Source organism: Mesorhizobium vachelliae, assembly GCF_033977325.1.
Classification (GTDB): domain Bacteria; phylum Pseudomonadota; class Alphaproteobacteria; order Rhizobiales; family Rhizobiaceae; genus Mesorhizobium; species Mesorhizobium vachelliae.
The window spans coordinates 51,241-75,861 of sequence record NZ_JAVIIR010000018.1 but is presented as its reverse complement, the minus strand read 5'-3'; the positions used below and the strand labels follow the sequence as shown (position 1 = coordinate 75,861).

22 protein-coding genes and 1 riboswitch are annotated in these 24,621 nt (G+C 64.2%); of the genes, 12 read left to right on the top strand and 10 right to left on the bottom strand.

What is annotated here, in order from left to right; all coding sequences use genetic code 11:
• Positions 1–104 precede the first annotated feature (104 nt).
• Together radC and map are read right to left on the bottom strand one after the other, a co-directional pair.
• Complete coding sequence (gene radC, locus RFM41_RS29075) at positions 105–866, bottom strand: RadC family protein (protein WP_320248662.1); 762 nt, start codon at positions 864–866, stop codon at positions 105–107.
• 116 nt (positions 867–982) lie between these two features.
• Positions 983–1,810, bottom strand: coding sequence for a type I methionyl aminopeptidase (map, locus tag RFM41_RS29070; protein WP_320248663.1), 828 nt, complete (start codon positions 1,808–1,810; stop codon positions 983–985).
• Positions 1,811–1,980: 170 nt separating this feature from the next.
• Here map and RFM41_RS29065 point away from each other — a divergent pair, with 170 nt between their 5' ends.
• The 4 genes from RFM41_RS29065 to RFM41_RS29050 all read left to right on the top strand — a co-directional run bounded on the left by RFM41_RS29065 (position 1,981) and on the right by RFM41_RS29050 (position 5,610).
• Positions 1,981–2,376, top strand: a complete 396-nt coding sequence (locus RFM41_RS29065) for a hypothetical protein (protein ID WP_320248665.1) — start codon at positions 1,981–1,983, stop codon at positions 2,374–2,376.
• 111 nt (positions 2,377–2,487) lie between these two features.
• Positions 2,488–2,724 (top strand): hypothetical protein, encoded by a 237-nt coding sequence (locus tag RFM41_RS29060; protein WP_320248666.1) that lies wholly within the window; start codon positions 2,488–2,490, stop codon positions 2,722–2,724.
• Between the two features lie 147 nt (positions 2,725–2,871).
• The gene (locus RFM41_RS29055) at positions 2,872–3,846 is read left to right on the top strand and encodes an ABC transporter substrate-binding protein (protein WP_320248667.1); all 975 of its coding nucleotides are present in this window, start codon (positions 2,872–2,874) and stop codon (positions 3,844–3,846) included.
• Positions 3,847–4,008: 162 nt separating this feature from the next.
• On the top strand, positions 4,009–5,610 hold the full coding sequence (locus tag RFM41_RS29050) for an ABC transporter permease (protein ID WP_320248789.1): 1,602 nt from the start codon (positions 4,009–4,011) through the stop codon (positions 5,608–5,610).
• 60 nt (positions 5,611–5,670) lie between these two features.
• Here RFM41_RS29050 and RFM41_RS29045 read toward each other — a convergent pair whose 3' ends face one another.
• Positions 5,671–6,714, bottom strand: a complete 1,044-nt coding sequence (locus tag RFM41_RS29045) for an ABC transporter ATP-binding protein (RefSeq protein ID WP_320248668.1) — start codon at positions 6,712–6,714, stop codon at positions 5,671–5,673.
• Between the two features lie 212 nt (positions 6,715–6,926).
• Here RFM41_RS29045 and RFM41_RS29040 point away from each other — a divergent pair, with 212 nt between their 5' ends.
• The 6 genes from RFM41_RS29040 to RFM41_RS29015 all read left to right on the top strand — a co-directional run bounded on the left by RFM41_RS29040 (position 6,927) and on the right by RFM41_RS29015 (position 12,738).
• Positions 6,927–7,232, top strand: coding sequence for a DUF982 domain-containing protein (locus tag RFM41_RS29040; RefSeq protein ID WP_320248669.1), 306 nt, complete (start codon positions 6,927–6,929; stop codon positions 7,230–7,232).
• Between the two features lie 201 nt (positions 7,233–7,433).
• Positions 7,434–7,496, top strand: a riboswitch (Fluoride riboswitch).
• Positions 7,497–7,601: 105 nt separating this feature from the next.
• The gene (locus RFM41_RS29035; protein WP_320248670.1) at positions 7,602–8,768 is read left to right on the top strand and encodes a cation:proton antiporter; all 1,167 of its coding nucleotides are present in this window, start codon (positions 7,602–7,604) and stop codon (positions 8,766–8,768) included.
• A 1-nt stretch (position 8,769) separates the two neighbouring features.
• Positions 8,770–9,189: a universal stress protein gene (locus tag RFM41_RS29030; RefSeq protein ID WP_320248672.1), complete on the top strand. Its 420-nt coding sequence runs from the start codon at positions 8,770–8,772 to the stop codon at positions 9,187–9,189.
• Between the two features lie 8 nt (positions 9,190–9,197).
• Complete coding sequence (locus tag RFM41_RS29025; RefSeq protein WP_320248673.1) at positions 9,198–10,829, top strand: MutS-related protein; 1,632 nt, start codon at positions 9,198–9,200, stop codon at positions 10,827–10,829.
• Between the two features lie 107 nt (positions 10,830–10,936).
• Positions 10,937–12,328, top strand: coding sequence for a MutS-related protein (locus RFM41_RS29020; RefSeq protein ID WP_320248674.1), 1,392 nt, complete (start codon positions 10,937–10,939; stop codon positions 12,326–12,328).
• A 71-nt stretch (positions 12,329–12,399) separates the two neighbouring features.
• Positions 12,400–12,738 carry a DUF190 domain-containing protein gene (locus RFM41_RS29015; protein WP_320248676.1) on the top strand — a complete coding sequence of 113 codons (339 nt, stop codon included), beginning with the start codon at positions 12,400–12,402 and terminating at the stop codon, positions 12,736–12,738.
• A gap of 90 nt (positions 12,739–12,828) precedes the next feature.
• Here the strand turns inward: RFM41_RS29015 and RFM41_RS29010 are convergent, their stop codons facing one another.
• The 7 genes from RFM41_RS29010 to RFM41_RS28980 all read right to left on the bottom strand — a co-directional run bounded on the left by RFM41_RS29010 (position 12,829) and on the right by RFM41_RS28980 (position 22,271).
• Positions 12,829–14,082, bottom strand: a complete 1,254-nt coding sequence (locus tag RFM41_RS29010; protein ID WP_320248677.1) for an MFS transporter — start codon at positions 14,080–14,082, stop codon at positions 12,829–12,831.
• A gap of 97 nt (positions 14,083–14,179) precedes the next feature.
• Positions 14,180–14,866, bottom strand: coding sequence for an aspartyl/asparaginyl beta-hydroxylase domain-containing protein (locus RFM41_RS29005; RefSeq protein WP_320248678.1), 687 nt, complete (start codon positions 14,864–14,866; stop codon positions 14,180–14,182).
• 121 nt (positions 14,867–14,987) lie between these two features.
• On the bottom strand, positions 14,988–16,481 hold the full coding sequence (locus RFM41_RS29000) for an efflux transporter outer membrane subunit (protein WP_320248680.1): 1,494 nt from the start codon (positions 16,479–16,481) through the stop codon (positions 14,988–14,990).
• Positions 16,482–16,494: 13 nt separating this feature from the next.
• On the bottom strand, positions 16,495–19,638 hold the full coding sequence (locus RFM41_RS28995; protein WP_320248681.1) for an efflux RND transporter permease subunit: 3,144 nt from the start codon (positions 19,636–19,638) through the stop codon (positions 16,495–16,497).
• Positions 19,639–19,641: 3 nt separating this feature from the next.
• Positions 19,642–20,868: an efflux RND transporter periplasmic adaptor subunit gene (locus tag RFM41_RS28990; protein WP_320248683.1), complete on the bottom strand. Its 1,227-nt coding sequence runs from the start codon at positions 20,866–20,868 to the stop codon at positions 19,642–19,644.
• A gap of 415 nt (positions 20,869–21,283) precedes the next feature.
• A complete protein-coding gene (locus tag RFM41_RS28985; RefSeq protein WP_320319320.1) occupies positions 21,284–21,463 on the bottom strand; it encodes a hypothetical protein in 180 nt (59 codons plus the stop codon).
• Between the two features lie 127 nt (positions 21,464–21,590).
• Positions 21,591–22,271, bottom strand: a complete 681-nt coding sequence (locus RFM41_RS28980; protein ID WP_320248687.1) for a hypothetical protein — start codon at positions 22,269–22,271, stop codon at positions 21,591–21,593.
• 212 nt (positions 22,272–22,483) lie between these two features.
• Here RFM41_RS28980 and RFM41_RS28975 point away from each other — a divergent pair, with 212 nt between their 5' ends.
• A complete protein-coding gene (locus RFM41_RS28975; protein ID WP_320248689.1) occupies positions 22,484–23,230 on the top strand; it encodes a response regulator in 747 nt (248 codons plus the stop codon).
• On the top strand, positions 23,227–24,471 hold the full coding sequence (locus tag RFM41_RS28970) for an ATP-binding protein (protein WP_320248691.1): 1,245 nt from the start codon (positions 23,227–23,229) through the stop codon (positions 24,469–24,471). The genes RFM41_RS28975 and RFM41_RS28970 overlap by 4 nt, the downstream gene beginning before the upstream one ends.
• The last annotated feature ends 150 nt before the right edge of the window (positions 24,472–24,621 follow it).

Here is a 24,621-nt window from a genome sequence, read left to right as displayed (position 1 = left end):
CTAAAGCGCGTCGCGATCTTTCAGATTCGCTCCATGCGCTTTAGGTTTTTGATTTTGCGCATGTCTTTGCCCCGAAACCGGTTACCACTTTCGGGAGACATGCTTTAGATCAGCAGCAGGCCCTTCATCGAGGCGTTGCCCTTGCGGCCGATGATGATGTGGTCGTGCACGGCAATGCCGAGGGGCTTGGCCGTATCGATGATCTGCTTGGTCATCTCGATGTCCGCGCGCGACGGCGTCGGATCCCCCGAGGGATGGTTGTGGACCAGGATGACGGCGCTGGCGGAGAGCTCGAGCGCGCGCTTCACCACCTCGCGCGGATAGACAGGCGTGTGGTCGACGGTGCCGGTCTGCTGCACCTCGTCGGCGATCAGTCCGTTCTTCTTGTCGAGGAACAGGATGCGGAACTGCTCGCGGTTCTCGAAAGCCATGGCCGAGCGGCAATAGTCGAGCAGTTGCGTCCAGTTGGACAGGACTTCGCGACCGCGCACCTCGCCGCGCGCCATGCGCTGGGCCGTCGCGGCGATGACCTTGAGATCGGTCGCGACGGCCGGCCCGATGCCTTTGACTTCCTCGAGCAGGGATGCCGGCGCGCCGAGCACCTCGGCCAGCGAGCCGAAGCGGGCGATCAGCGCCTTGGCGATCGGCTTGGTGTCGACGCGCGGAATCAGCCGGAAGAGCAGCAATTCGAGAAGCTCGTAGTCGGGCAGGGCGTCCGGCCCGCCGGCGACGAAGCGTTCGCGCAGACGGTCGCGATGGCCGTGATAGTGCGGCTTCTCCTCCGCCACGGCCTTCTTCTGTGGCTTCTGTGGTGGTTCGATCCAGGCTTCGGAAAAGAATGCCCGCTCGTCCTCGACTTTCGCCATAGCCCGCCCATCCCCTCCAGGCTTCCGGTCAAAAGACTAAAGCAATTCCAGGAAAAGTGTGAAGCGGTTTTCCGTTCGGAATTGCGTCGAAACAAGAGGATAGAGCGAAAACCGCTCTACGCCGGCAGGCCGGGGCGGTCGAGCTTTTTCGGCGACAGCGTGAAGATCTCGCAGCCGGTGTCGGTGACGCCGATCGTGTGCTCGTACTGCGCCGACAGCGAGCGGTCGCGCGTGACCGCGGTCCAGCCGTCCGACAGCACTTTCACGTGCGGGCGGCCGAGATTGATCATCGGCTCGACCGTGAAGATCATGCCGGGCCGCATCTCGACGCCTTCATTGACGGTGCCGTAATGCAGGATGTTCGGCGCGTCGTGGAAAAGCTGGCCGACGCCGTGGCCGCAGAAATCGCGCACCACCGAGCAGCGCTCGGCCTCGGCATAGGTCTGGATCGCGGCGCCGATGGCGCCGGTGCGGGCACCGGGCTTGATCGCGGCAATGCCGCGCATCAGGCATTCGTAAGTAACCTCAAGCAGCCGTTCGGCAGCGCGCTTGATCGTGCCCACCGGATACATGCGCGAGGAATCGCCGTGCCAGCCATCGAGGATATAAGTGACGTCGATGTTGACGATGTCGCCTTCCTTCAGCGGCTTGTTGTCGGGAATGCCGTGGCAGACGACATGGTTGATCGAGGTGCAGGACGACTTGGTGTAGCCGCGATAGTTGAGCGTCGCCGGCAGCGCGCCATGGTCCATGCCGAATTCGAAGACGAAGCGGTCGATCGCGTCCGTCGTCACCCCGGGCTTCACCATCGGCACAAGCTCGTCGAGGCAGCGCGCGGTGAGATCGCAAGCCTTGCGCATGCCGGCAAAGCCTTCCTCGCCATAAAGGCGGATCTGGCCGGTGTTTCGAAGGGGTGCGGTGGAGGCGTCGAGATAGGTAACCATTATTGTCCGTTTGCCGGCATTGGCTCCAAAGGAGGCGAATGCGAAAAATCTGCTCCAGATTTGGCACCGGAAGCCGCAAGGTTCAAGGACGAAGTGCGATTGCGGCGTCCATTGCGGCTTTCCTTTAGCCATTCGATCGGTTAGGCCGGTCCTGATATCCGGAGACCGCCTTGAAGGCACCTGAACGCGAAAGATCGAAGCTGCTGCCGGTCAGGACCGCTTTTGCGGGCCTGATGGCGCTGCTGATGCTCGCGCTGCTGAGCTTCGCCCAGGCCGAAATCTCCATGTCGGCCGCCTCGCTCTCGGGCGGCTCCAGCATCAGCGCCGCCCGCCAGAGCGACACGATCGCGCTGCTCAGGACGACCGGCAAGGCGCAGGCGCTTGAAGTCCGGGCCAGCCGGCCGCTTCCGATAAAGCTCGTCAGCGGCAATCCCGGCGCGCTCGCGCCCGCATCCGATTTCCTGGTCATCGGTCAGGCGTTGCCCGCCGAAATGGGCGTCACGCCCGTACGGGGAAGCGCGACAGCTTCGCGCACCAACCAGCCGCGCGCTCCGCCCGCCGCGTAAGGCCTGGCCGCAAAGCGCGGCATTCAAATCAAGACATTCCTTCGCGTCGCGATCCGGCGACGGCCGCTGGCCGTGCGTCGGTTGCGTGCGCGTCAGTTCGGATACCGTTCAATGCAACGCATCAAGACGTTCAAGACACTCACCCGCGCGGCGGCCGCGGCCTGCTTCCTGGCGATTCAGGCCGTAATCTGCATCGGCACCGTTTACTGGGCCGTTGCCGCCACCCTTCGCATGGAAGGAACGGCGGCGATCATGCTCGCGGCCATCTTCGCGCTGCCGTCCGCCTATGTGCTGATGGTGGTCACCCGCATGGCCTATGATGCCGAGACCGACCCGGCCAACCAATAGCGGCAAGGGCATGGAAGAGGGACAAAAGGCAGGGCGATGCGGGTTGCGTCGCCTTGTCACATAATGGTTATCCTGCGGCCTTACTCAGGTTTTCCAGCCCCGGCGCCTGCCGGACTTCCCCAGCCGTAATCAACAACAGGTATTTCCATGCGCCAGATCGTCCTCGCCGCCCTATTGCTGGCATCCACCGTAGCGGGGGCCGCCGCTGCCGACAGCACGCTGGTGCTCTATACGAGCCAGCCGAACACCGACGCCCAGCAGACCGTCGACGCCTTCATGGCGAAGAACCCGGGCATCAAGGTCGACTGGGTACGCGATGGCACGCCGAAGATCCTGGCGAAGCTCCATGCCGAGATCGAGGCCGGCCAGCCGCAGGCCGATGTGCTCCTGATCGCCGATGTCGTGACCATGGAAGGCCTCAAGAAAGAAGGCCGGCTGCTCGCTTACCCGGAGGCCAAGGTCGACGGCCTCGACGCCGCGCTTTACGACAAGGACAAGACCTATTTCTCGACCAAGCTGATCACCACCGGCATCGTCTACAACACCAAGGCGCCTTTCGTGCCGACGAGCTGGGAAGACCTGAAGAAGCCGGAGGCCAAGGGCCTGATCGCGATGCCGAGCCCCCTGACTTCGGGCGCGGCGATGATCCACACGGTGACGTTGACGGGCAATTTGCCGGAGGGCTGGGACTATTATGGTGCGCTGGCCAAGAACGGCGCGCAGGCCAATGGCGGCAATGGCGACGTGCTGAAGGCGGTCAGCGGCGGCGACAAGCTGTTCGGCATGATCGTCGACTACATGCCGATCCGCGAGAAGGCCAAGGGCGCACCGGTGGAGTTCGTCTTCCCGAAGGAAGGCGTGTCGGCCGTCACCGAACCGGTCGCGATCCTCTCGACAGCCAGGAACAAGGACGCCGCCAAGGCCTTCGTCGATTTCCTTTTGTCGAAGGACGGCCAGGAAGTGACCGCCAAGATGGGCTACATCCCGGCACGCGCCGACGTTGCGCTGCCGGCCGGCTATCCCGACCGCGCCTCGATCAAGGTGCTCGATTATGATGCGGCTGCCGCGCTCGCCAACGACGCCCAGAACAAGGAGAAGTTCAGCGCGGTGATGAGCCAGTAAGCGGCCCGGAAGGCAAGTTTGGCCTCCGCGGAACATCGCATCGCCGGATCGAGCCCGGCGTTGCCGCCGGCAGGCGGCTTCGAGCTGTCGGCCCCGGTATCCGGCCAGCGTCTGTCGGCGCTGGCGGTGCTCTCGGTCATCGCGGTGCTCAGCCTGCTGCCTATGGCGCGTCTCGTGCTTGCAGCGATCGCGCCAGGCGGTGAGGCCGATTTCACCGCCTTCGCCGGGCGGCTTGCCAGCCCTGCCGCGCTCAAGGCGATGTGGCACACGCTGGATACCGCCTTCTTTGGCGCGTTGCTGGCGCTCTGCCTCGGCGTTCCGTTCGCTGTCGCGGTGACGATGACCGATCTGCCGGGACGAAAGATCCTCGGCTTCCTGCTGCTGTTGCCGCTGATGATCGCGCCGCAGGTCACGGCGCTCGCCTGGCTGCATCTCTTCGGCCCGTCGAGCACGCTGCTCGGAATGCTTGGGCTGGCGCCTGCGCCCGGCAGCGGCAATCCGATGCTTGGTCGAGCCGGCATCATCCTTCTCTATGGCGTCCAGCACGCGCCGATCGTCTTCATCACCATGCGGGCAGGGCTGTCGCGCGTGCCGCGCGATCTGGTCGAGGCGGGGCGATCCTGCGGTGCCCGGCCGCTCGGCGTGCTGCGGACCATCGTGCTGCCCGTCGTGCGGCCCTACGTGGTGGCCGCCGCGGCGCTTGCCTTCGTCTCGGGCGTCGGCAATTTCGGCATACCGGCGCTGCTCGGCATGCCCGTCAATTATCTCACGCTGCCGACCTTGATCTATCAGGACCTGTCGAGTTTTGGGCCGAGTGTCTTGCCGCAGATCGCGGCGCTGTCGGTGCTGGTCGGCGCCTTGGCGCTTGTCGGCATGGTCTTCCAGTCGCTGGCGCTGCGGGGTGCAGGGCATCGCATCGTTGCCGGCACACCGGCGCAATTCGAACTCGGACGCTGGCGTATGCCGCTCGCTTGTGCCGGTTGGCTGGTCATCGGCCTGATCCTCGTTCTTCCGGCCTGCGCATTGCTGGCGACGTCGCTGGTGCCGTCCTTCGGCGTGCCGCTCGGCCCGCGGACGGCAACGATCGCCAACTATACGGAAGTGCTTGTCCGGCAGGCATCCACGGTGCGGGCCTTCCGCAATTCGCTGCTCTTTGCCGGCGGCGCGGCGCTGATGCTTGCCCTTGGCGTCATTCCGATGGCCGCGCGGCTCGAGCGTTTCGATAGGCGCTGGCGGCGCGTGCTCGGCGGCATCGTCGACCTGCCTTACACGATCCCCGGCGTGGTGCTCGCCATCGCCTGCATCCTTCTGTTCCTGCGGCCGCTGCCGCTGATCGGCAGCCTCTATGCGACCGCGTCGATCATCCTGGTCGCCTACGCGATGCGCTTCCTGACGCTGGCGATGAAACCGGTGACGACGGCCGTCGGGCAGATTCCGCGCGATCTCGATGAAGCGGCGGCGGTGTCCGGCGCCGGCCGGTTCCGGCGGCTGTGGACGATCACCGCGCCGCTCGCGGCGCCCGCGGCCGTGGCGGGCGGGCTGCTGGTGTTCATGAGCGCATTCAACGAGTTGACGGTTTCGGCGCTGCTGTGGTCGAGCGGCAAGGAAACGCTCGGCGTCGTGCTGTTCAGTCTGGAAGAGGCTGGGCTCGGCACGCAGGCGGCGGCAATCGCCGTGTCCACGATCGTCGTGGTGATCCTGCTGCTTCTGATGCTCGACCGGTTCGGCCGTCGCTTGCCGGCAGGCGTGTTGCCCTGGCGCTAATCTTTTATTTTTCCGCAATTCCGGACGGAAGACCGCCGCGCGCTTTTCCTAGAATTGCTCTTAAGCGCCCGGCACCACCCAGGCATCGGACACGGCGACATGCACGCGCTGTCCCGTCGCCAAGGCTTCGGTGCTGTCGACCAGCAGATGCTGTCCGTGCTCGGAGAGCGCCAGCCGCACTTCATGCACCGGTCCGCGATAGACGCTGTCCAGCACCGTCGCCGGCAGGCCTTCGGCCGCGATGCGCAAGGCTTCCGGGCGCAGCAGGACCTTGACCGCGCCGGCCGGCTTGTCGTGGCTGCGCGCCGCGAGCCGATGGCCGGCGATATCGATGATCGAGGCCTTGTCCGAATGGCGCACGGTGTTGCCCGAGACCAGGCTGCCGCGGCCGACGAAACCGGCAACCGCGGCGTCGGCGGGGGAACGATAGATTTCCTGCGGAGGGGCGGCCTGCAGCAGCCTGCCTTTGCTCATCACGGCGACACGATCCGCCAGCGCCAGCGCCTCGGCCTGGTCATGCGTGACATAGACGATCGTCGCGCCGGTGCGGCGGTGGATATCGCGGAAGGCATCGACCATGGCCGAGCGCAGATGCATGTCGAGATTGGCGAGCGGCTCGTCGAACAGGATGATGCCGGCCTCCGCGACCAGGCAGCGCGCGAGCGCCACGCGCTGCCTCTGGCCGCCCGACAGCTCGTCGATGCGGCGCTTGGCGAAGCCGCCGAGGCCGACGATGTCGAGCACGGATGCGACGCGGGCTGGGATGCCGGCGGATGGCACATGCCTGGCCTTCAACGGATAGGCGACGTTTTCGGCGACATCCATGTGCGGCCATAGCGCGTAGGACTGGAAAACGACGCCGACATTGCGCGCCTCAGGCGGCAGCTGCCGCTTCGGGTCGGCGACAAGCGCACCGCCAAGGAACACGCGGCCTTCGCTCGGCGCCTCGAAGCCGGCGATCAGCCGCAGCATCGTCGTCTTGCCGCAGCCGGAAGGGCCGAGCAGCGCCGTGAACGATCCCTGCGGAAAGGCCAGCGAAACGCCGTCCAGCGCGGTGGTGTCGCCATAGCGCTTGATAAGGGACTCGACCCGGATTTCGCTCATCTTTCGCCCACGGCAGCTGTGATGGCCGGCAATACGGTGGAAATCCGGCATTGGCAATGCAGGCGGCATCGATGCGGACCGGCGCCGATCTGCCGCGCCCGCGAACCGATTCTTCACCGCACTGAGGTCACATTTGCGAGTCAGAAGCCCGCAAAAGCAACTTTTCGGAACGAGCGGCGTTGCTCCGGCTGCGCCAGTTCGGGAGACAGGGAATGGACAGACTGCAATTCGAGGTGCCGGTGCGTATTGCGCCCGCGCCCGGCCTGCCGGTCGAGGAAATCTACGGCGTCGAGCAGGCGCTCGATTTTCTGCAGGATTGGCCGAAGCGCCGCCAGGGCAAGGTCTATGAAGCCGCGTTCAACGCCTGCTTCGGCGCGACTGTCGATGTCGCCAGCACCGAGGAAGCCTGCCGCGCCTTCGCGGCCTTCTGTCGTGTCAGCGGATTGCTGGCGAAGGACGCGATGTTTCCCGGCAAGCTCGGCAGCAGGGCAGGGACGTATCGCGAGGCGCGGGCTTAGAGCGCGTCGCAATCTTCCAGATTCGCTCCATCCGCTTTAGGTTTTGATTTTACGCATGTCTCTATCCCGAAACCGGTTCCCGCTTCGGGAGGCATGCTTTAGGGCCGGAAAACCGGACAATAACTCTCTCACGTTTCGAGTTGAAATGCGTTCGCCAATGCCGCCGGGCCGGCCTTGTCGGCACTCTGAAACAATCCTATGTTGTTTTACGGGGATGGAGTCCCCCAAAACCGCCCGATGAGGGCTGATGACTCCTGCAGCGTGGAAATGCGCGGCGGGAGTCGGACGAGTGAAAGACCGGCCCGCCATCGCGCGGGCTTTTTTGTTGCCGTTTCAGCGCCTGAGGCTGCTTGGGGAGAGGAGCGCGCGATGGAAAATGTGTGGCTGGTTTCGGCGGTCTGGTTGGGGCTGGCGCTGCTGGCTTCCGTCATCTCCATCCGGGTTGCGATGTCGGTCGCCCTCGTCGAGATCATCGTCGGGGCCGTCGCCGGCAATACGATCGGCCTTCACCTGACCGAATGGGTGAACTTTCTGGCAGGGTTCGGTGCGATCCTGCTGACCTTCCTGGCCGGCACCGAAATCGACGGCACTGTCGTGCGCAAGCACTTCCGATCGAGCATGTCGATCGGCGTCGTCGGATTTCTGGCGCCCTATATCGGCGTCCTGCTCTATGCCCACTACGCAATCGGCTGGCCCTGGCCGCAGGCCCAGATCGCCGGGATATCGCTTTCGACGACCTCCGTCGCGGTCGTCTATGCGGTCATGGTCGAGACTGGCTTCAACAAGACCGAGATGGGCAAGATCATCCTTGCCGCCTGCTTCATCAACGACCTCGGCACGGTGCTCGCTCTCGGCGTCGTCTTCGCCCATTTCGACTACTGGCTGGCGCTGTTCGGCGCCGTGACGGCAGTGGCTCTGTGGATGCTGCCCCGCTTCGCCCCGTGGTTCTTCGACCGGGTTGGCCATCGCGTCAGCGAACCGGAAACGAAGTTCATCTCGCTTGTCCTGCTCGGCCTTGGCGGGCTTGCCACTGTCGCGGGCAGCGAGGCGGTGCTTCCCGCTTACCTTGTCGGCATGGCGCTGGCACCCACCTTCCTCGCCGATCCGGAGCTGCCGCACCGGATGCGCATCATCGCCTTCACGATTCTCACGCCCTTCTATTTCCTGAAGGCCGGTTCGCTTGTCGATTTTCATGCCGTGATCTCGGCGGCCGGCCTGATCGCCACCTTTCTCGCGATCAAGATGGCCACCAAATTCGTCGGCATCCTGCCGCTCACCAAGGCTTTTCGTTTTGGCGCGCGCGAAGGCATGTACACCACGCTGCTGATGTCGACCGGGCTGACCTTCGGCACGATTTCGGCGCTCTTCGGTCTCACCAACCACATCATCGACCGAGAGCAGTACACGATCCTGGTGACGGCCGTGATCGGCAGCGCGCTGGTGCCGACGATCATCGCGCAGCGCTGGTTCCAACCGGATTTCAAGCCGATCGAAGGTGCTGCCCGCCCGGCACGGCCGGCGGAGGAGGAGGCCTGACATGTACGGCAGGATCCTCATCGCCAATGACGGTTCGGATGGAGCCGCCAAGGCGCTTGCTGTCGCTCTCAAGCTGGCTCACCGCCTCAAGGCCCCGCTTGCCATGATCTCGGTTGAGGAAATGCCGCATATCCCTGCGACGATCGACGAAGTCGTCGAGGACAGGCTCGATGAAGATCACCGCTACCAGCAAGTGATCGCGCAGGCGCAGTTTCACGCCAAGGCCGCCCAGGTGAAGCTCGAGGCCCATGTCGTCGCCGGCCATGCCGTGCCCTGCATCGTCGAATTCATCGAGCGCGGCGGCTTCGATCTTCTGGTGATCGGCTATATGGGCCATTCCGCCATCTACAACAGGCTGATCGGCAGCACGACGGATCGTCTGGTCGAACTCGCGCCTTGTCATGTGCTGGTCGTCAAATGAGAGAGATCATGTCCATTGGATCGATCATCGTGCGCGACAGGGACGCGGCCGGCAGCGGCGCAGGCCCGACGGGCGCCATGCAGGCCGAAGCGAAAAAACCCGAACCGCGTCCCGATCCGGCGCTCACGGAAAGCATCCTCGGCGGCGTGCCGGAAGAAGCCGGTGCCGAGCCGGCCTGTTTCACCGATCTCAATCTCGATCAGATCGTCGCGGCCGTGATCAATGGGCGTCAGGAATACAATCTGGTCCCGTTCTTCCGCGCCCCGCTCCTTCAGGCCGATGCCGTTCGCTACCGGCACGAGGTGTTCCGAGATCTTGAAGACGGCGCCGTGAGCGGGGCCGTCAGGCGGTTTGCGCAGCGCATGCGCGAGCTGCGCGAAACCCTCGCAAAGGCAGCCAAGCTCCACTACCGCTACCAGAAGGAGCGAGTGGTTCTCGATGCCGTGACGAGCTATTGCGAGGCCGCGACCGATCTTAGCGGCGATTTTTCCCAGGCGCGGTTGCAGTCGCGAGGGCTGATCGCATTCCGGGACTTCCTCGCCCGGCACACCTGTTCCAGCCAGTTCCTTGCCCTTCGCCGGGAGGCGATGCGGATCAAGGATGAGCTTTCGAACGTTCGCTACTGTCTTCACATCAAGGGCGGCCACATCAGGGTGCGCAAGCCGGAGAACGAAATCGATTACAGCGCGGAGGTGGAAAAGACCTTCGACAGGTTCAATCGCGGCGCCGTGAAGGACTATCTCGCCAACTTCTCCGATTTCTTCGAGATGAACCATATCGAGGCGGCCGTGCTTGGCATGGTGGCGCAACTCTATCCGCCGTTATTCGAGGCGCTGGACACCTTCTGCGCCGCGAACGCGACGTTCGTCGACCCGAAGATCAGCGCCTTCGACCGGCAGGCGCAGTTCTATCTCGCCTATCTGGACTACATTGCGCCGCTGCGTCGTGACGGGCTCGATTTCTGCTATCCCGAAGTCCTGAGCGGCGGCAAAGACATCTGCAGCACCGGCAGCTTCGATCTCGCTCTTGCGCAGAAGCTTCACGCCGAGAAAGCGGTCGTCGTCGGCAACGACTTTCATCTGAACGGCGCCGAGCGCATTTTCGTGGTGACAGGCCCGAACCAGGGCGGCAAGACCACCTTTGCCCGAGCCTTCGGCCAGCTGCACTACCTTGCGAGCCTCGGATGCCCGGTGCCCGGCAAAAGCGCCCGTCTCTTGCTGTTCGACCAGCTCTTCACCCATTTCGAAAAGGAAGAGGACGTTCGGTCCCTGCATGGCAAGCTGGAGGACGATCTGCTGCGTATCCACCAGATACTCCACGCGGCGACGGCAGACAGCATCGTCGTCATGAACGAGATTTTCACGTCCACGACCCTGCATGACGCGCTGTTTCTCGGCAGGGAGATAATGGAGCGGCTTTCCGGGCTCGATCTTCTGGCCGTCTGCGTCACCTTCGTCGACGAATTGAGCAGGCTGAATGAAAAAACGGTAAGCTTGGTCAGCACGGTCGATCCGAAGAATACAGTGCGGCGAACCTTCAAGATCGTCCGGCGACCCGCCGATGGGCTGTCCCACGCGATGGCAATCGCCAGCCGGCATCGCCTCGCTTATGGCGACCTAAGGAAAAGACTGGCGCCATGAAGTGCTTCCTCCTCTTCAGGGACAAGGACTTCAGCCGCGACGACGAACCGCCCTGGCAAACGCAGGCGCTTGCGCAGGATCTCGAGCTGGGCGCCCTGTTCGCGGCGATGGCGGACAAGGACAAGGTCCTGGAAGAGGTGGCTCGAAGGGTCGTCGTCGCCCCGCTGGAAGGCGAGGAGGCGATCCTATTCCGGCAGGAAATCCTGCGGGATTGCCTGAACAATGCGGAGCTGACCCGCGAGCTCTACGCTCTCGCCGTGGAGACGATCGAAAGCGAGAAGAAGAACCATTGGGGCCTCCTGATGGGCTATCCCGACACCGTTCTGCGCCGGTCCGTCGAGGTACTGACCATGTTCGTCTCGCGCCTGCGCAAGCTGAGGTCGATCGCCGAAAAGCAGGCGTCCTGCTTCAAATCTGCCGGTTTTCAGGGCTTTTTCGCCATGATCCGCGCCGAGCTGGACGCCGAGTACTTCGCTGAAATCCAGTACCATCTCAAGCAGTTGAAGCTGAATGACGGCGTGCTGATGAGCGCCGAATTGCAGGCCGGAAACAAGGGCGGCAATTATGTGCTTCGCAAGCCTCTCGATATCGACCGAAGCTGGTGGAAGCGCCTGTTCGTCAAGGGGCCGCCCGTTTTCACCTATCAGCTCCATCCGCGCGATGAGCAAGGCGCACGGGCGCTGTCGGAATTGCAGGATCGCGGCGTGAACCTGGTTGCCAACGCGCTTGCCCAATCAAACGATCATATTCTGAGCTTCTTCACCCAGATGCCGACGGAGCTGGCGTTCTACATCGGATGCCTCAACCTGCATGAGCGCCTGGCCGGGATCGGCGTGCCCATCTGCTTTCCGATCGTTTCCGGCGCCGGCGGCGATCGGCATTCCGTCGAACAGCTCTGTGATCCGTGCCTGGCCCTGAACAGCAGTCAGCCAGTGGTCGGCAACGACCTTCATGCCGACGGCAAGAATCTCATCATCATCACCGGCGCCAACCAAGGCGGAAAATCGACCTTCCTGCGCGCCATCGGCCTGGCTCAATTGATGATGCAAGCCGGCATGTTCGTGGCGGCAACGGCCTTCCGCGCCAACATCGCTCGCGGCGTCTTCACCCATTTCAAGCGCGAGGAAGACACCACCATGAAAAGCGGCAAGCTTGATGAAGAGCTCGGCCGAATGGACGAGATCGTCGACCATGTCGCTTCCGGCTCCTTGATGCTCTTTAACGAGTCCTTTGCAGCCACAAATGAGCGCGAGGGCTCCGAGATCGCGAGGCAGATCGTCGAGGCCCTGACCGAGACCGGGGTCAAGGCCTACTTCGTGACGCACCTTTTCGAATTTGCCCATGGTCTCCACGAACGCAACCTGCGAAATACGATGTTTCTGCGCGCCGAAAGGCGAGAGGACGGCGCAAGGACCTTCAAGCTGACAGAGTCAGCTCCATTGCAAACGAGCTTCGGCCAAGACCTGTACGATGAAATATTTTGGAGAGCGCATACATAGAAAGCAACGGTGCGTGCCAGCGCAAGCCTAGGCGAGGGCGGCAGTCCGTCTCAACCGCTTGGGAGGAGATCATGCAGATACCGAGCCAGGCTATGCTTCTACGCATCTTCATCGGTGAGGATGACCGAGGTCCCGGCCATCCACTTTACGAGTCAATCGTGCTGCAGGCCCGCGAGATGCATCTCGCGGGCGCGACGGTACTGCGTGGCGGGATGGGTTTTGGCCACTCCAGCCGCCTTCACACCGCCAAAATTCTTCGGCTTTCGCTGGATTTGCCTCTCGTCGTCGAGATCGTCGATAGCGAGGAAAAGATCAACGCGTTTCTGCCGGTCTTGGAAGGCATCATGCCGAGCGGTCTGGTGACGCTGGAGAAAGTTCAGGTTCTGCAATACGGGCCAAGCGGCGGGTAGGAGCATCTTTCTGCCAAGCACCACTTGGGTAAATGCCGGGCCAAGCCCTGCTTAAGAAGGGCCCATCGCATGGCTCTGCTTGCGATAGGGTCAGCCCTGTTCCGTTCGAATCCGCAGGAGGGCGATCGTGCCGGTGCCCATCAGCACAGCAGCGGCACCGAACCCGACGATCGGCGAAACCGCGCTCCACAACACGCCGACCGACGTGCTGGAGACGAATTTCGCCGCGCCGTTGACGGTGCCGAGCGCGCCGTAGCTGGTTGCGAGCGTGTCCTGGCTCACCATTTCGGCGGTCACAGTCGGTTCCAGTGCCTCCTGAACCGCGACATAGAGGCCGGCGACGAGGAAAATTCCCGTGAGTAGCGCCAAGCTTTCGGCTCCTGCAAAGGCAAGCGCGGTCAGAGCGGCGGTAAGAACGCCCAACGCGTAGCCGATGACCAGCATATTGCGATGGCCGAACCGATCGGCAAGCGCGCCAATCGGATAAGATGTCACCACCTGAACGACGTTCCGCCAGACGTAGAGCAGGCCCGCCAGCTGGGCGGCCTTGATGACGCCCAGGGAAGGTGTGAGCAACTGCGTCGCCGCCAGGATCAGCAGGCTGTGTGAGAAATCGCCGATACCGAAGATGCCGACCGCCGCAAGATAGCGTTTAAAGCGTGCCGGCAGGTCACGCAGTGTCGAGAAGAACTTCAGTTCCGGATTGGGTGACTTCTCGGGATCCCTGACCAGGACCAGAAAGGCGAGTACCGCGAGCACCCCGGGAATGAGGGTGAGCCAGAATACCATGCGAAAAGGTCCGGCGGCATTTTCCCAACGCAGGCTCTGTGCCCAGCCAAGCAGGAAGACGCCGAGAAGCGGCCCGGCCACCGCGCCAATGGTGTCCATGGCGCGATGGAAGCCGAACGCCCGGCCACGGGTTTCGGGCGTGATCGCCTGCACCATGATCGCATCGCGCAGGGGACCTCTCAGGCCCTTTCCGAACCAGGACACGATACGGCCAAGCAGGATGACCGGCCATCCGGCCGCAAGCGCAATGAACGCCTGCCCGAGCGGCGTCATGCCGTAACCAACCAGCACCAGGAATTTCCGATGGCCGAATTTGTCGGCGACGTAGCCGCTGACCATCTTGGTGAAGCTTGCGATGGCATCCGCAATACCCTCGATGACGCCGAGGGCTGCTGCTGGAATGCCGAGAACAGCAAGGAACCCCGGAAGGATCACTGTCGTGGTCTCGTAGCAGAAGTCGCCGAGCGCGCTTGTCACGCCGGCTCCGGCGATCGTCTGGTTGAGCCAGCCTCCGGGCCCGGGGCTGGGAACGGGTGCCTTGATGTTCGGGGTCATATCCATTGGACTCCCTGTCCGCCGGCTCTCGCCATGGCGTCGAAGGTGCTTTGGGCACTGACGTCGGGCAAGCTTTAGCAAGTCTTGATCGCAAGATTCAGCCGCCGAACGACACGCCGCGATAGCGCATACCCACCTGCACGCCGCGCACGATCACGCGCGACAGGATTTCCATGTCCAGCGGCATTTGCGGACGCCACACGTCGAGCAGGAGCGCGACGCGGGGCTGATCCGAATTGTTCATGACCTCGTGCTCGAACGTGTCGTCCCAGAGCATGCACTCGCCGTCGGCGATGCGCCTTTCCTCGTGATTGATCATCATGATCGTTGCCGGACGGCCGTCCGGTTGTTTAGGGATAACCAGGCCGAGATGGAACCGCATGATGCCGCGAAAGGGCCCGCGGTGCGGCGGAATATGCTTGCGCGGGGCGAGGAACGAGACAGCCGCCGATTTGACTTCGGGGCACTCCTTAAGCAGCCGGCTCAGGACCGGCATGCGCGCGAGGTTTTCCGGGACCGTCATGTCATAGGCTTTGAGCACGAACATGCGCCAGTCGAGACCATCATTGGCCGAGATATCGGCCTGCTCCGGCATGATGTCGTGGAAGCGCGGCGCCTTGTTCAGCTTTGCCGCCAGGGCCTCATCGCGAATATCTTGCCAGGCGGCGGCGAACTTCGCGGCATTGGGAAAATGCGTGCCGGCATCAAGAATGGCTGGTGCATCTATGCGCTTTTCATAGATACGGCGGACCAGATTGGTTCCAAGATCGTAGGCGCCTGACATCTCATTACCTCAACGAGGCTGTTATATAGTGGGATATTGTTTGCGGCCATGGCTCACGGAGATTTGTACGGGTCGTCAACAGGCGAATAGACATCGTGCGCCCAGGTCCACTGGTCTCGTCTCATTGGGTCTTCGATGCCAGGCGCGGCCCGGTGTCGACATCGATGATTTCGGGCCTGGCCGTGTCGATCGCGCCGTCCCAGCCGCCGCCGAGCGCCTTGTTCAGGACGATATAATCGGTGGCGATCGAGACTCGGCTTTGCAGGACGGAATCGTCGGCGGAATAGGCTGAACGCTCGGCATCGAGCACGTCGAGAAGGTTGGCCTCGCCAGCCTTGTAAAGCGTTCTTTCAAGCCGCGCGGCATCGCCGTAGGATTTCGCGGAGGAGGCGAGCTTGCCGTTTCTGATGCGCTCCTGCGACATTGAAACGGTGGCGTTTTCCACGTCTTCCAGCGCCGTCAGCACCGCGGCCTTGTAGGCGACGAAATACTGGTCGCGCTGAGCCTTGGCGACGTCGACGGCCGCCCGCAACTGGCCGCCGTTGAACAATGGCACGCTGAGCGTGGGGCCAAAGGACCAGCCGATGGTGGAGTTCTTGCCGAGATCGCCGAGCTTGAGAGATGTGGTGCTGATGTCGCCGGTCAGGCTGACACTCGGATAGCGCGCGGCCTCGGCCTGGCCGATCTTGGCGGTCGACTGCGCATATTGCCGCTCGGCCACGCGCACGTCCGGGCGGGTGAGCAGAATGTCGGCCGGGATACCGGTCGGGATCGGCAGGCGCGGCGCCGGGATCGGTGTTGCGCGCTTCAAGCGCTCGTTGAGGGCGGCCGGCGGCCGCCCGGTCAGCACGGAAAGGCGATGCACGGCCTCGGCATAGCTCGCTTCCAGGCTCGGAACGCCGGCTTCCGTGCTGCTCGCCTGTCCTTCCGCCTTGGCGACATCCGCCGCGGTCGCCGAGCCGGCCAGAGCCATGGTGCGGGTGAGCTGGGCTGTCTGCCGCTGCGATGCGGCGGAGCGTCGGGCAAGCGCTATGCGCGCCTGGTAGCCGCGCGCCTGGACGTAGTTTGAGGTCACATCGCCAACCAACGTGAGAAGGGTCGAACGCAGTTCCTCTTCGGAAGCGTCCAGCCCGTAGCTCGCCGCCTCGACTCCCCTGCGGTTGGCGCCGAAGAGGTCTAGTTCCCAGCTGGAATCGAAGCCCGCCTGATATTGGCTATAGGTCTCGCTGGCTGCGGTGCCGGCGGACGTCGCCGAAACCCTGTTGCGGGTGGCGGAGGCCGATCCGTCGGCGGACGGGAGCAATGTGCCCACCGATTGGCGGTAGCTCGCCCGCGCCTCGCGGATCTTGGCCCTGGCGCTTGCAACATCGAGATTGCCGGCGACTGCTTCGTCCACAAGCGCGTTGAGCTCGGGATCGCGCAGGCGCTGCCACCATTTCGACAATTGCGCAGGCTTGGCCGGCTTCGCCGCCTTCTGCCCGCTCCAGCTTGCCGGCATCGCCAGCAGAGGCTTCTGGTAATCCGGACCGACGACGCATCCCGAGAGCAGGGCAGCGGCAAACGCGGGCAAAAAGAGTCCCTTCGCGGTCGCGAGACCGCGTTCAAAATCAAACATTTGAGAGAAGCCTTTATTCCGGAGTGGCTGTCGCTTGTGTCCCGCCCGAATTCTGCTTGGCAGCCCTGCCTTTGAAGATGCGGCGCACCGTGACGAACAACAGCGGCACAAGGAATACGCCGATCACGGTCGCCGCGATCATGCCGCCCATGACGCCGATGCCGACCGAGTTCTGCGCGCCGGACCCCGCGCCGCTGGCGATCGCAAGCGGGGTGACGCCGAGAATGAAGGCCAGCGACGTCATCAGGATCGGCCGCAGGCGTTGTCGCGCCGCTTCCAGCGTCGCTTCGACCAGCCCCATGCCGGCAGACTGCCGCTCGATGGCGAACTCGACGATGAGAATGGCGTTCTTGGCCGCGAGCCCGATGGTGGTGAGCAGTCCGACCTTGAAATAGACGTCGTTGGTCTGGCCGAAGAGAGTGGCCGCCGCCAGCGCGCCGAATATGCCGATCGGCACCGACAGCATGACGGCGAACGGGATCGACCAGCTTTCATAGAGCGCGGCGAGGCAGAGGAAGACGACGAGCGCCGAGATCAGATACAGCGACATCGCCTGGTTGCCGGACAGCCGCTCCTGATGCGACAGCCCGGTCCATTCGTGCGAATATCCTGCGGGCAGTTGCGCGACCAGCCTGTCGATCTCGTCCATGGCCGCGCCCGAGCTCTGGCCGGCGGCCGCGGCGCCCTGGATCTCGACCGCCGCCGAGCCGTTATAGCGTTCGAGGCGGGGCGACCCATAGGCCCAGTGGCTGGACGTGAAGGCCGAGAACGGCACCATGGCGCCGCCGGAGTTGCGGACCTGCCATTTGTCGAGATCTTCCGGCTGCATGCGGAAGTCCGGGTCCGACTGAAGATAAACCGGCTTCACCCGCCCGCGATCGATGAAGTCGTTGACGTAGTTGCTGCCCCAGGCGGTCGAAAGCGTGTTGTTGATGTCGGCGAGGCCGATGCCCAGCGCGCTCGCCTTTTCCTGGTCGATGTCGACCGAGAATTGCGGCTGATCCTCCTGGCCGTTGGGCCGGGTGTTGGCGAGCAGCGTGCTCTTCGCGGCCAAGCTCAGAAGCTGGTTGCGTGTCTGGATCAGCGCCTGGTGGCCGGCGCCGTTGACGTCCTGCAGGTAGAAATCGAAGCCGTTGGTGTTGCCGAAACCCTGGATGGCGGGAGGCGCGAGCGCAAAGACCTGTGCGTCCCTGATCTTGGAGAAAGCGCCCATGGCGCGGCCGGCCACTGCTTTCGCGGCGAGCGCCGGTGTCTTGCGCTGGTCGAAATCCTTCAGCCGCACGAAGTCGATGCCGACATTCTGCCCGGCGCCGCCGAAGCCGAAGCCGGAAGCGGTGAACACGCCGTCGACCGCGTCCTTCTCTTCGTTGAGATAATGGTCGGTCACCTTGGCGAGCACGCGCTCAGTGCGATCCTGGGTCGCGCCGACGGGCAGCGAGGCGCTGGTGATCAGGATGCCCTGATCCTCCTCCGGCAGGAACGAGCTCGGCAGGCGGGCGAACATCCAGCCCATGGCGATGACGATGGCCAGGAACACGGCAAGGAAGCGCCACGGGCGGTTGATGATGCCATGCGAGCCGTCGCGGTAGGCGATCGTGCCGCGGTCGAAGAGGCGGTTGAACCAGCCGAACGGACCCCTTTGCGTCGCGTGATCCTTGGCGGGGCGCAGGATCGTCGCGCACAGCGCCGGCGTCAGCACAAGTGCCACCAGCACCGAGAGCACCATGGCCGAGACGATGGTGACCGAGAATTGCCGGTAGATGATGCCGGTGGAGCCGCCGAAGAAAGCCATCGGCACGAACACGGCCGACAGCACGGTGGCGATGCCGATCAGGGCGCCGGTGATCTCGTTCATCGATTTGCGCGTCGCCTCTTTCGGCGGCAGGCCTTCCTCCTGCATCACGCGCTCGACATTCTCGACCACGACGATGGCGTCGTCGACGAGCAGGCCGATGGCCAGAACCATGGCGAACATAGTGAGCGTGTTGATCGAATAGCCGAAGAAGGAGAGCACGCCGAATGTGCCGAGCAGCACCACCGGCACGGCGATCGTCGGGATGATGGTGGCGCGCAGGTTCTGCAGGAACAGCAGCATCACCAGGAACACCAGCACGATCGCTTCGGCGAGCGTCTTCACCACTTCCTGGATCGACAGGCGCACGAAGGGCGAGGTGTCGTACGGGTAGACGACCTCGACGCCTTGCGGGAAGGTCGAGCTCAGGCGGTTGATGGTCGTGCGCACCGCCTCGGCGGTGCTGATGGCGTTGGCGCCGGTCGCCAGGTTGACGGCGACGCCGGCGGCCGGCTTGCCGTTGTAGTGGGCTTGGGTGGTGTAGCTTTCGGCGCCGATCTCGACCTTGGCGACATCGTTCAGGCGCACCAGCGAGCCGTCGGTGTTGCTCTTGAGGATGATGTTGCGGAACTGTTCGGGGGTCTGCAGCCGGCTCTTGGCCGTCACCGTGGCGTTGAGCTGCTGGCCTTTGCGCGCCGGCAGGCCGCCGAGCTGGCCGGCCGAAACCTGCGTGTTCTGTGCCTGGATCGCGGTGGCGACATCGGTCGGCATCAGCGCGTATTGCGCTAATTTATCGGGGTCGAGCCAGATGCGCATGGCATAGCCGGAGCCGAAGAGCTGCGTCGAGCCGACGCCTTCGACGCGCTTCAGCGTGTCGTTGACGGTAGCGTCGACATAGTCGGCGAGGTCGGTCGAGTTCATCTTGCCGTCGGTGGAGACGAAGCCGATGACCATCAGGAATCCGGTCGAGGATTTGGAGACGGTGATGCCGTTGCTCTGGACGACCTGCGGCAGCTGCGACTGAACCAATTGCAGCTTATTTTGCGTCTGCACCTGCGCGGTGTCGGGATTGGCGGCGCTGGTGAAGGTCAGCGTGATCGAGGCCTGGCCGGTCGAGGTCGAGGTCGCCGTCATGTAATCGAGATTGTCGATGCCGGTCATGCCCTGCTCGATGACCTTGGTCACCGAGTTCTCCACTGTCTGGGCGTCGGCGCCGGGGTAGGTGGCGCTGATGTTGACCGTGGTCGGCGCGATCTGCGGATATTGCGAGATCGGCAGCGATTGCAGCGCGAGCAGGCCGCCCAGCATGATCACGATGGCGATCACCCAGGCGAAGATCGGCCGGTTGATGAAGAAGCCGGACATCGCTCAGTTCCCGGTTGCGCCAGAGGCGGGTTGCTTCGCCGCGCCGGCGGCGCTGCCGCCCGCGGGCGCGGCCGAGGCGGAGCTCTGCTCGCGATCCTTGATCTCGCCGGTCGTTTCGTCGATCGTCACCTCGACCGCTGTCGCGTCGCCGCCGGCGCGCACCAGCTGCAAGCCCTCGACGATGACGCGGTCGCCGTCGCCGACGCCGGAATCCACCAGCCAATTGTTGCCGATGCTGTTGCGCACGCTGAGCGTACGCTGCTCGACCTTGCCCTGGGCGTTGACGACCATGGCCGTCGCCTGGCCCTTGGGGTCGCGGGTGACGCCGCGCTGCGGCACCAGGAAGCTGTTTTGGGCGACGCCTTCCTCGACGATGGCGCGCACGTACATGCCGGGCAGGAGCAGCCGGTCGGGATTGGGGAACTGGGCTCTGAGCGCGAAGGTGCCGGTCGACTGGTCGACATTGGCGCCGGCGAATTCCAGCTTGCCGTTCTGCGGGTAGATGGTGCCGTTGTCGAGCTTCAGCTTGACGCTGACATTGGCACCGCTGAACTTCAGCCGGCCTTCGTTGATCGCCTGGCGCAGATTGAGCAGGTTGGTGCTCGACTGCGTGACATCGACATTGATCGGGTCGAGCGAGCGAATGGTGGTCAGCACCGTTTCCTGGTTGGCTGTGACCAGCGCGCCCGGCGTCAGTGTCGATTTGTCGATCCGGCCGGCGATCGGCGCGCTGATCGAGGTGCGATTGAGGCTGATGCGCGCGGTTTCGACGCCGGCCTTGGCAGACGCCACATCGGCTTGAGCCTGCGCCAATGTCGCTGCAACATCGTCATAGTCCTGCTTCGAGACCACATGCTGGGTCAGCAATCCGGAGTAGCGGTCGAACTTGGCTTGCGCGGTGGAGACCGCCGCTTCGGCCCTCTGCTGGGCGGCAACTGCGCTGTCATAGGCGGCCTTGTAGCTTGCCGGATCGATGAGGTAGAGCGGCTGTCCCGGCACCACCTCGGCGCCTTCCTGGAACAGGCGCTGCTGGATGATGCCGTCGACCTGCGGGCGCACCTCGGCGATGAGCGAGGCCGCCGTGCGGCCCGGCAGCTCGGCGGTGATCGCAACCGATTGCGGATGCAGCGTGACGACGCCGACCTCGGGCCTGCCGACGCCTCCCATGCCGGGTGGCACCTGGCTCTTTTCCTGCGAGCAAGCCGCCAGCAGAAGCGTGGCGCCAAGCATCGCCGAAATTGTCAGCCGGTGTGTCCGTCGGAGAGGCTTGCTGAAAGGAATACGCATGTCTGATCATCTTTCGCTGGATTTGCGGCGGAGGATGGTTGCTGCACGATAGGCCCCCCTATCGATCGAGGGGAGCATCGGTATCGACGGGCAGAGGCGAGGCCGAGCATGACGGAAGGAAGCGCTCATCGCCGGCGCACCGACCGGCCACCGCGTCCCGGCGTCGAGCGATGTGTCGAAGCGGCTCATCTCGCGCTCCTTCTTTACAGCCAGGAAGCGCTCGACGCCACCGTCGAACGCGCGGCTGCGACGTTCACCACGGCAGTATGCCGATCGGTGGCGATAAGCCAAGCGCTTTGCCGGTCGTCCGCATTCCGTACTACCGATTGGGGCGCAGTTGCTCGATGGGACAAGGGGCTCACGCGATTTTCTGATCATGATTCTCGACGCTTGCCGATGGGATCGGCAGCGAGAGGCGATAGCCCTGGAAGCTCAGTCGGATCGCGCTCTTCATCGTAACAGCCGGTAAGGTCGGCCGCAGCGCATGCCGCCCGAGAGGGAAAACCGGAGCGATCGACGCGGTCAGCCGCAGCATCATCAGGGCTTCCCACATCATAATGCGCTCCGTGCTTGCTGGCGGTCGCGCGGACGCGCCCGCCAATTCGCAAAAAGTACCGGCCGGCCCTTGAACGGGTGGGGTCAGGGGAGCCGGCCGGCGCAGCCGGTCAGAGTTGCTCGCCACTCCGGGGTAGGGGTGGAGGGAGTTGTCCGCCGTGATCGGGCAGACCTCCGGGGCCGGCTGCGTCCGGCGGATCGCCCCATGGACCGGGGGGTGGGCCGTGCGGTCGATCCGCCAAAGCAAGTATTTCGAGCTGTTCGGGCGTCAGCTTGGCCCGCAACACAGTGATGGAGTCCTTGAGCTTGGCGGCGGAGGCGGCGCGCTTGGTCACCTCGTCGGCCAGCTTTTCCTGGAAGGCGAAGGGGTCGCGCTTTGCCTCATCCGGCTTGCCACCGGCGGCATCGTCCGGCCCACGGCCGGCCGGGCCGAAATCGGGCCGCGGCGGCGGCGCCAGCACCGCTTGCAGCGCGCTGGTATAGTCGCGCCAGGCGTCGAGCTGCTCGGAGCGGATGCCGATCCGGGTTTCGAGCGCGGCGAGCCGGGCGGCAAGAAACTCCGGCGGCGGACCCATGCGGCGCGGGCCGAAGTCCTCGGGGCCGTGCCGCATCGCCCAACGCTGGCCGTGCCACGGCATCGGGCCGGGGCCAGAGTCGGGGCCTGCGTCGTCCTGCCGGCCGATTGCCGGCGGCTCGTCACCGGGTGATGCGCCCGGCTGCGGCTGCGCGGCGAGCACGGGGTGGATGGCCGCGACCGAGAAGAGGCCAAGCGCCAGAAGTCTGCTTCGCATGACATGATCCTTTCCTGCATGCTTCGGATGCCGGAAGGATAGGAAGCGTCTTTTGCCGCATTGCTTCGGCGCGTTGCCGAAGGTTTCCGGAAAAAGGAGATTTGTTTCCGAATGTTTCCAGCGGCTTTGCGGAAACGTTCCGTTGCAATTTTGCGTGCCGCTTGGCGGCATCGCTCCCTATAATCACGGACGAAAAGGCAAGCGGGCAAAGAATGCAGGCACAATCCCACATCCTTGTCGTCGACGACGATCGCGAGATCAGGACGCTGCTCGGGCGTTATCTCGACGGGCAGGGCTTTCGCGTGTCGGTGGCGGCCGACCGGCGCGAATGCGAGCAGAAGCTCGGCTCGGGCCAGTTCGACCTCATCGTGCTCGACGTCATGCTGCCCGACGGCTCCGGTCTCGACATCTGCCGGAGCCTACGGGACCGCAAGCCGCACATTCCCGTCATACTGCTGACGGCGCTGAAGGAAGATGTCGACCGCATCATCGGGCTGGAACTCGGCGCCGACGATTATCTCGGCAAGCCGTTCAATCCGCGCGAGCTCTCGGCCCGCATCCGCGCCGTGCTCAGGCGCTCGGCGCCCGAGGAGACCGTCCCGCCCAAGGTGCGTGTCTACCAGTTCGCCGGGTACCGGCTGGAGCCCGACACGCGCAAGGTGATGAACGCCGATGGCGCGCTGATCGATCTTACCGGCGCCGAGTTCGACCTGTTGCAGGTCTTTCTCGACCGGCCGGGACGGCTGCTCTCGCGTGACCAACTGCTCGACCTGACGCAGGGGCGCGAGCGCGAGCCGCTCGACCGGTCCGTCGACGTGCTGATGAGCCGGCTGCGCCGGAAGTTCGCCGAGGCGGGCGAGGAGAACCTGTTCAAGACCGTGCGCAATGGAGGCTATCAGTTGACGGCGCGGGTCGAGACGACGGAGTACCGCGCCCCGACAGCGGAGACCGGGGCATGACCTCGCTGCGCCGGCGGTTGATCATCCTACTGGTCGTTTCGATCCTGGGTGTCGTCGGGCTCGCCACCTTCGTCGCGGTCAAGGTGCTTGGCGGGCCGTCGCCCGAACTGATCATGGGGCCGCTCGCCCACCAGATCCAATACATGGTGCAACTGGTTCCCGGCCATGCGCCGAACTCAAGCGACGCGCCCGTCATCGTGAAGGATCTCCCGGCCGACGGTTCCGAGGACCGCAAGCACACAAAGGTGCTGAACGAGATCCTGCGTCACGAGGGGCTCAATATTTCGGCCGTGGTCAGCCGCAAGGCCGGCGGACCGGGAATGGTCGCCTCGGTCGAGCTGCCCGACCATCGCTGGATGATCGTCGATGTGCCCGATTTCGGCCCGCCGCGCGATGTCTGGTACGGGCTGGTGGGCTGGATGGTGCTGATCGTGCTCGGGGCCACGCCGGTGTCGATCTATTTCACCGGCGTGCTGGTGCGGCCGCTGGAAATGCTCGAAGCCGCCGTCAGCAAGATCGGCTCGGACGGCGTGCTGGCGACCTTGCCGGAAAAAGGCCCGGCCGAGGTAAGGGCTACCGCCCATGCGCTCAACGAGCTGTCGGCAAGATTGAGGATGGCGATGGAAAGCCGCATGCGGCTGGTGGCGGCGGCCGGCCACGATCTCAGGACCCCGATGACCAGGATGCGGCTCCGTGCCGAGTTCCTCGAGGAGGATCGCGAGAAGTGGCTGAGCGACCTCGACGAGCTCGACCGCATCGCCGACAGCGCCATCCGCCTGGTGCGCGAGGAGGTCAACCAGGACACGGTCGAGCCGGTGGAACTGGACAGGCTGGTCCGCGATATCGAGGTCGAGATGGCCTCGCTCGGCCATGCAGCAGCGATCGACCATCTCGATCATGTGTCGGTCAAAGCCGGCGCGCTTGGCTTGCGTCGGGCGCTGCGCAACCTGATCGTCAACGCCGCCACACATGGCAAGAGCTGCAGCATCGCGCTTGCGGGGCGGGGCGGCCAGGCGGTCCTCACCATAGCCGACCGCGGCCCCGGCATTCCGCCGGACCTCCTCAACAAGGCCTTCGAGCCGTTCTTCCGGGTCGATCCGGCGCGCACGCAATTCATTCCGGGCGCTGGGCTGGGGCTTGCGATCGCGAAGGAGATCATCGAACGCTACGGCGGAACGATCACACTGGAGAACAGGCAGGGGGGAGGATTGCTGCAGACGGTGGTGTTTGCCACAACCTGACGTCATTGTTCGTCCTTGGGCAATTCCAGGCTCTTGACGCGGGCTTTCAACTGCTTTTTCAAAACTTCGCTCGCTGCATCGTGACCGCGCCACCGTTGCGGAGCGGCGTCGCAAGATGCGAATTTGGCGATAAGATGTTTTGCGAGGACG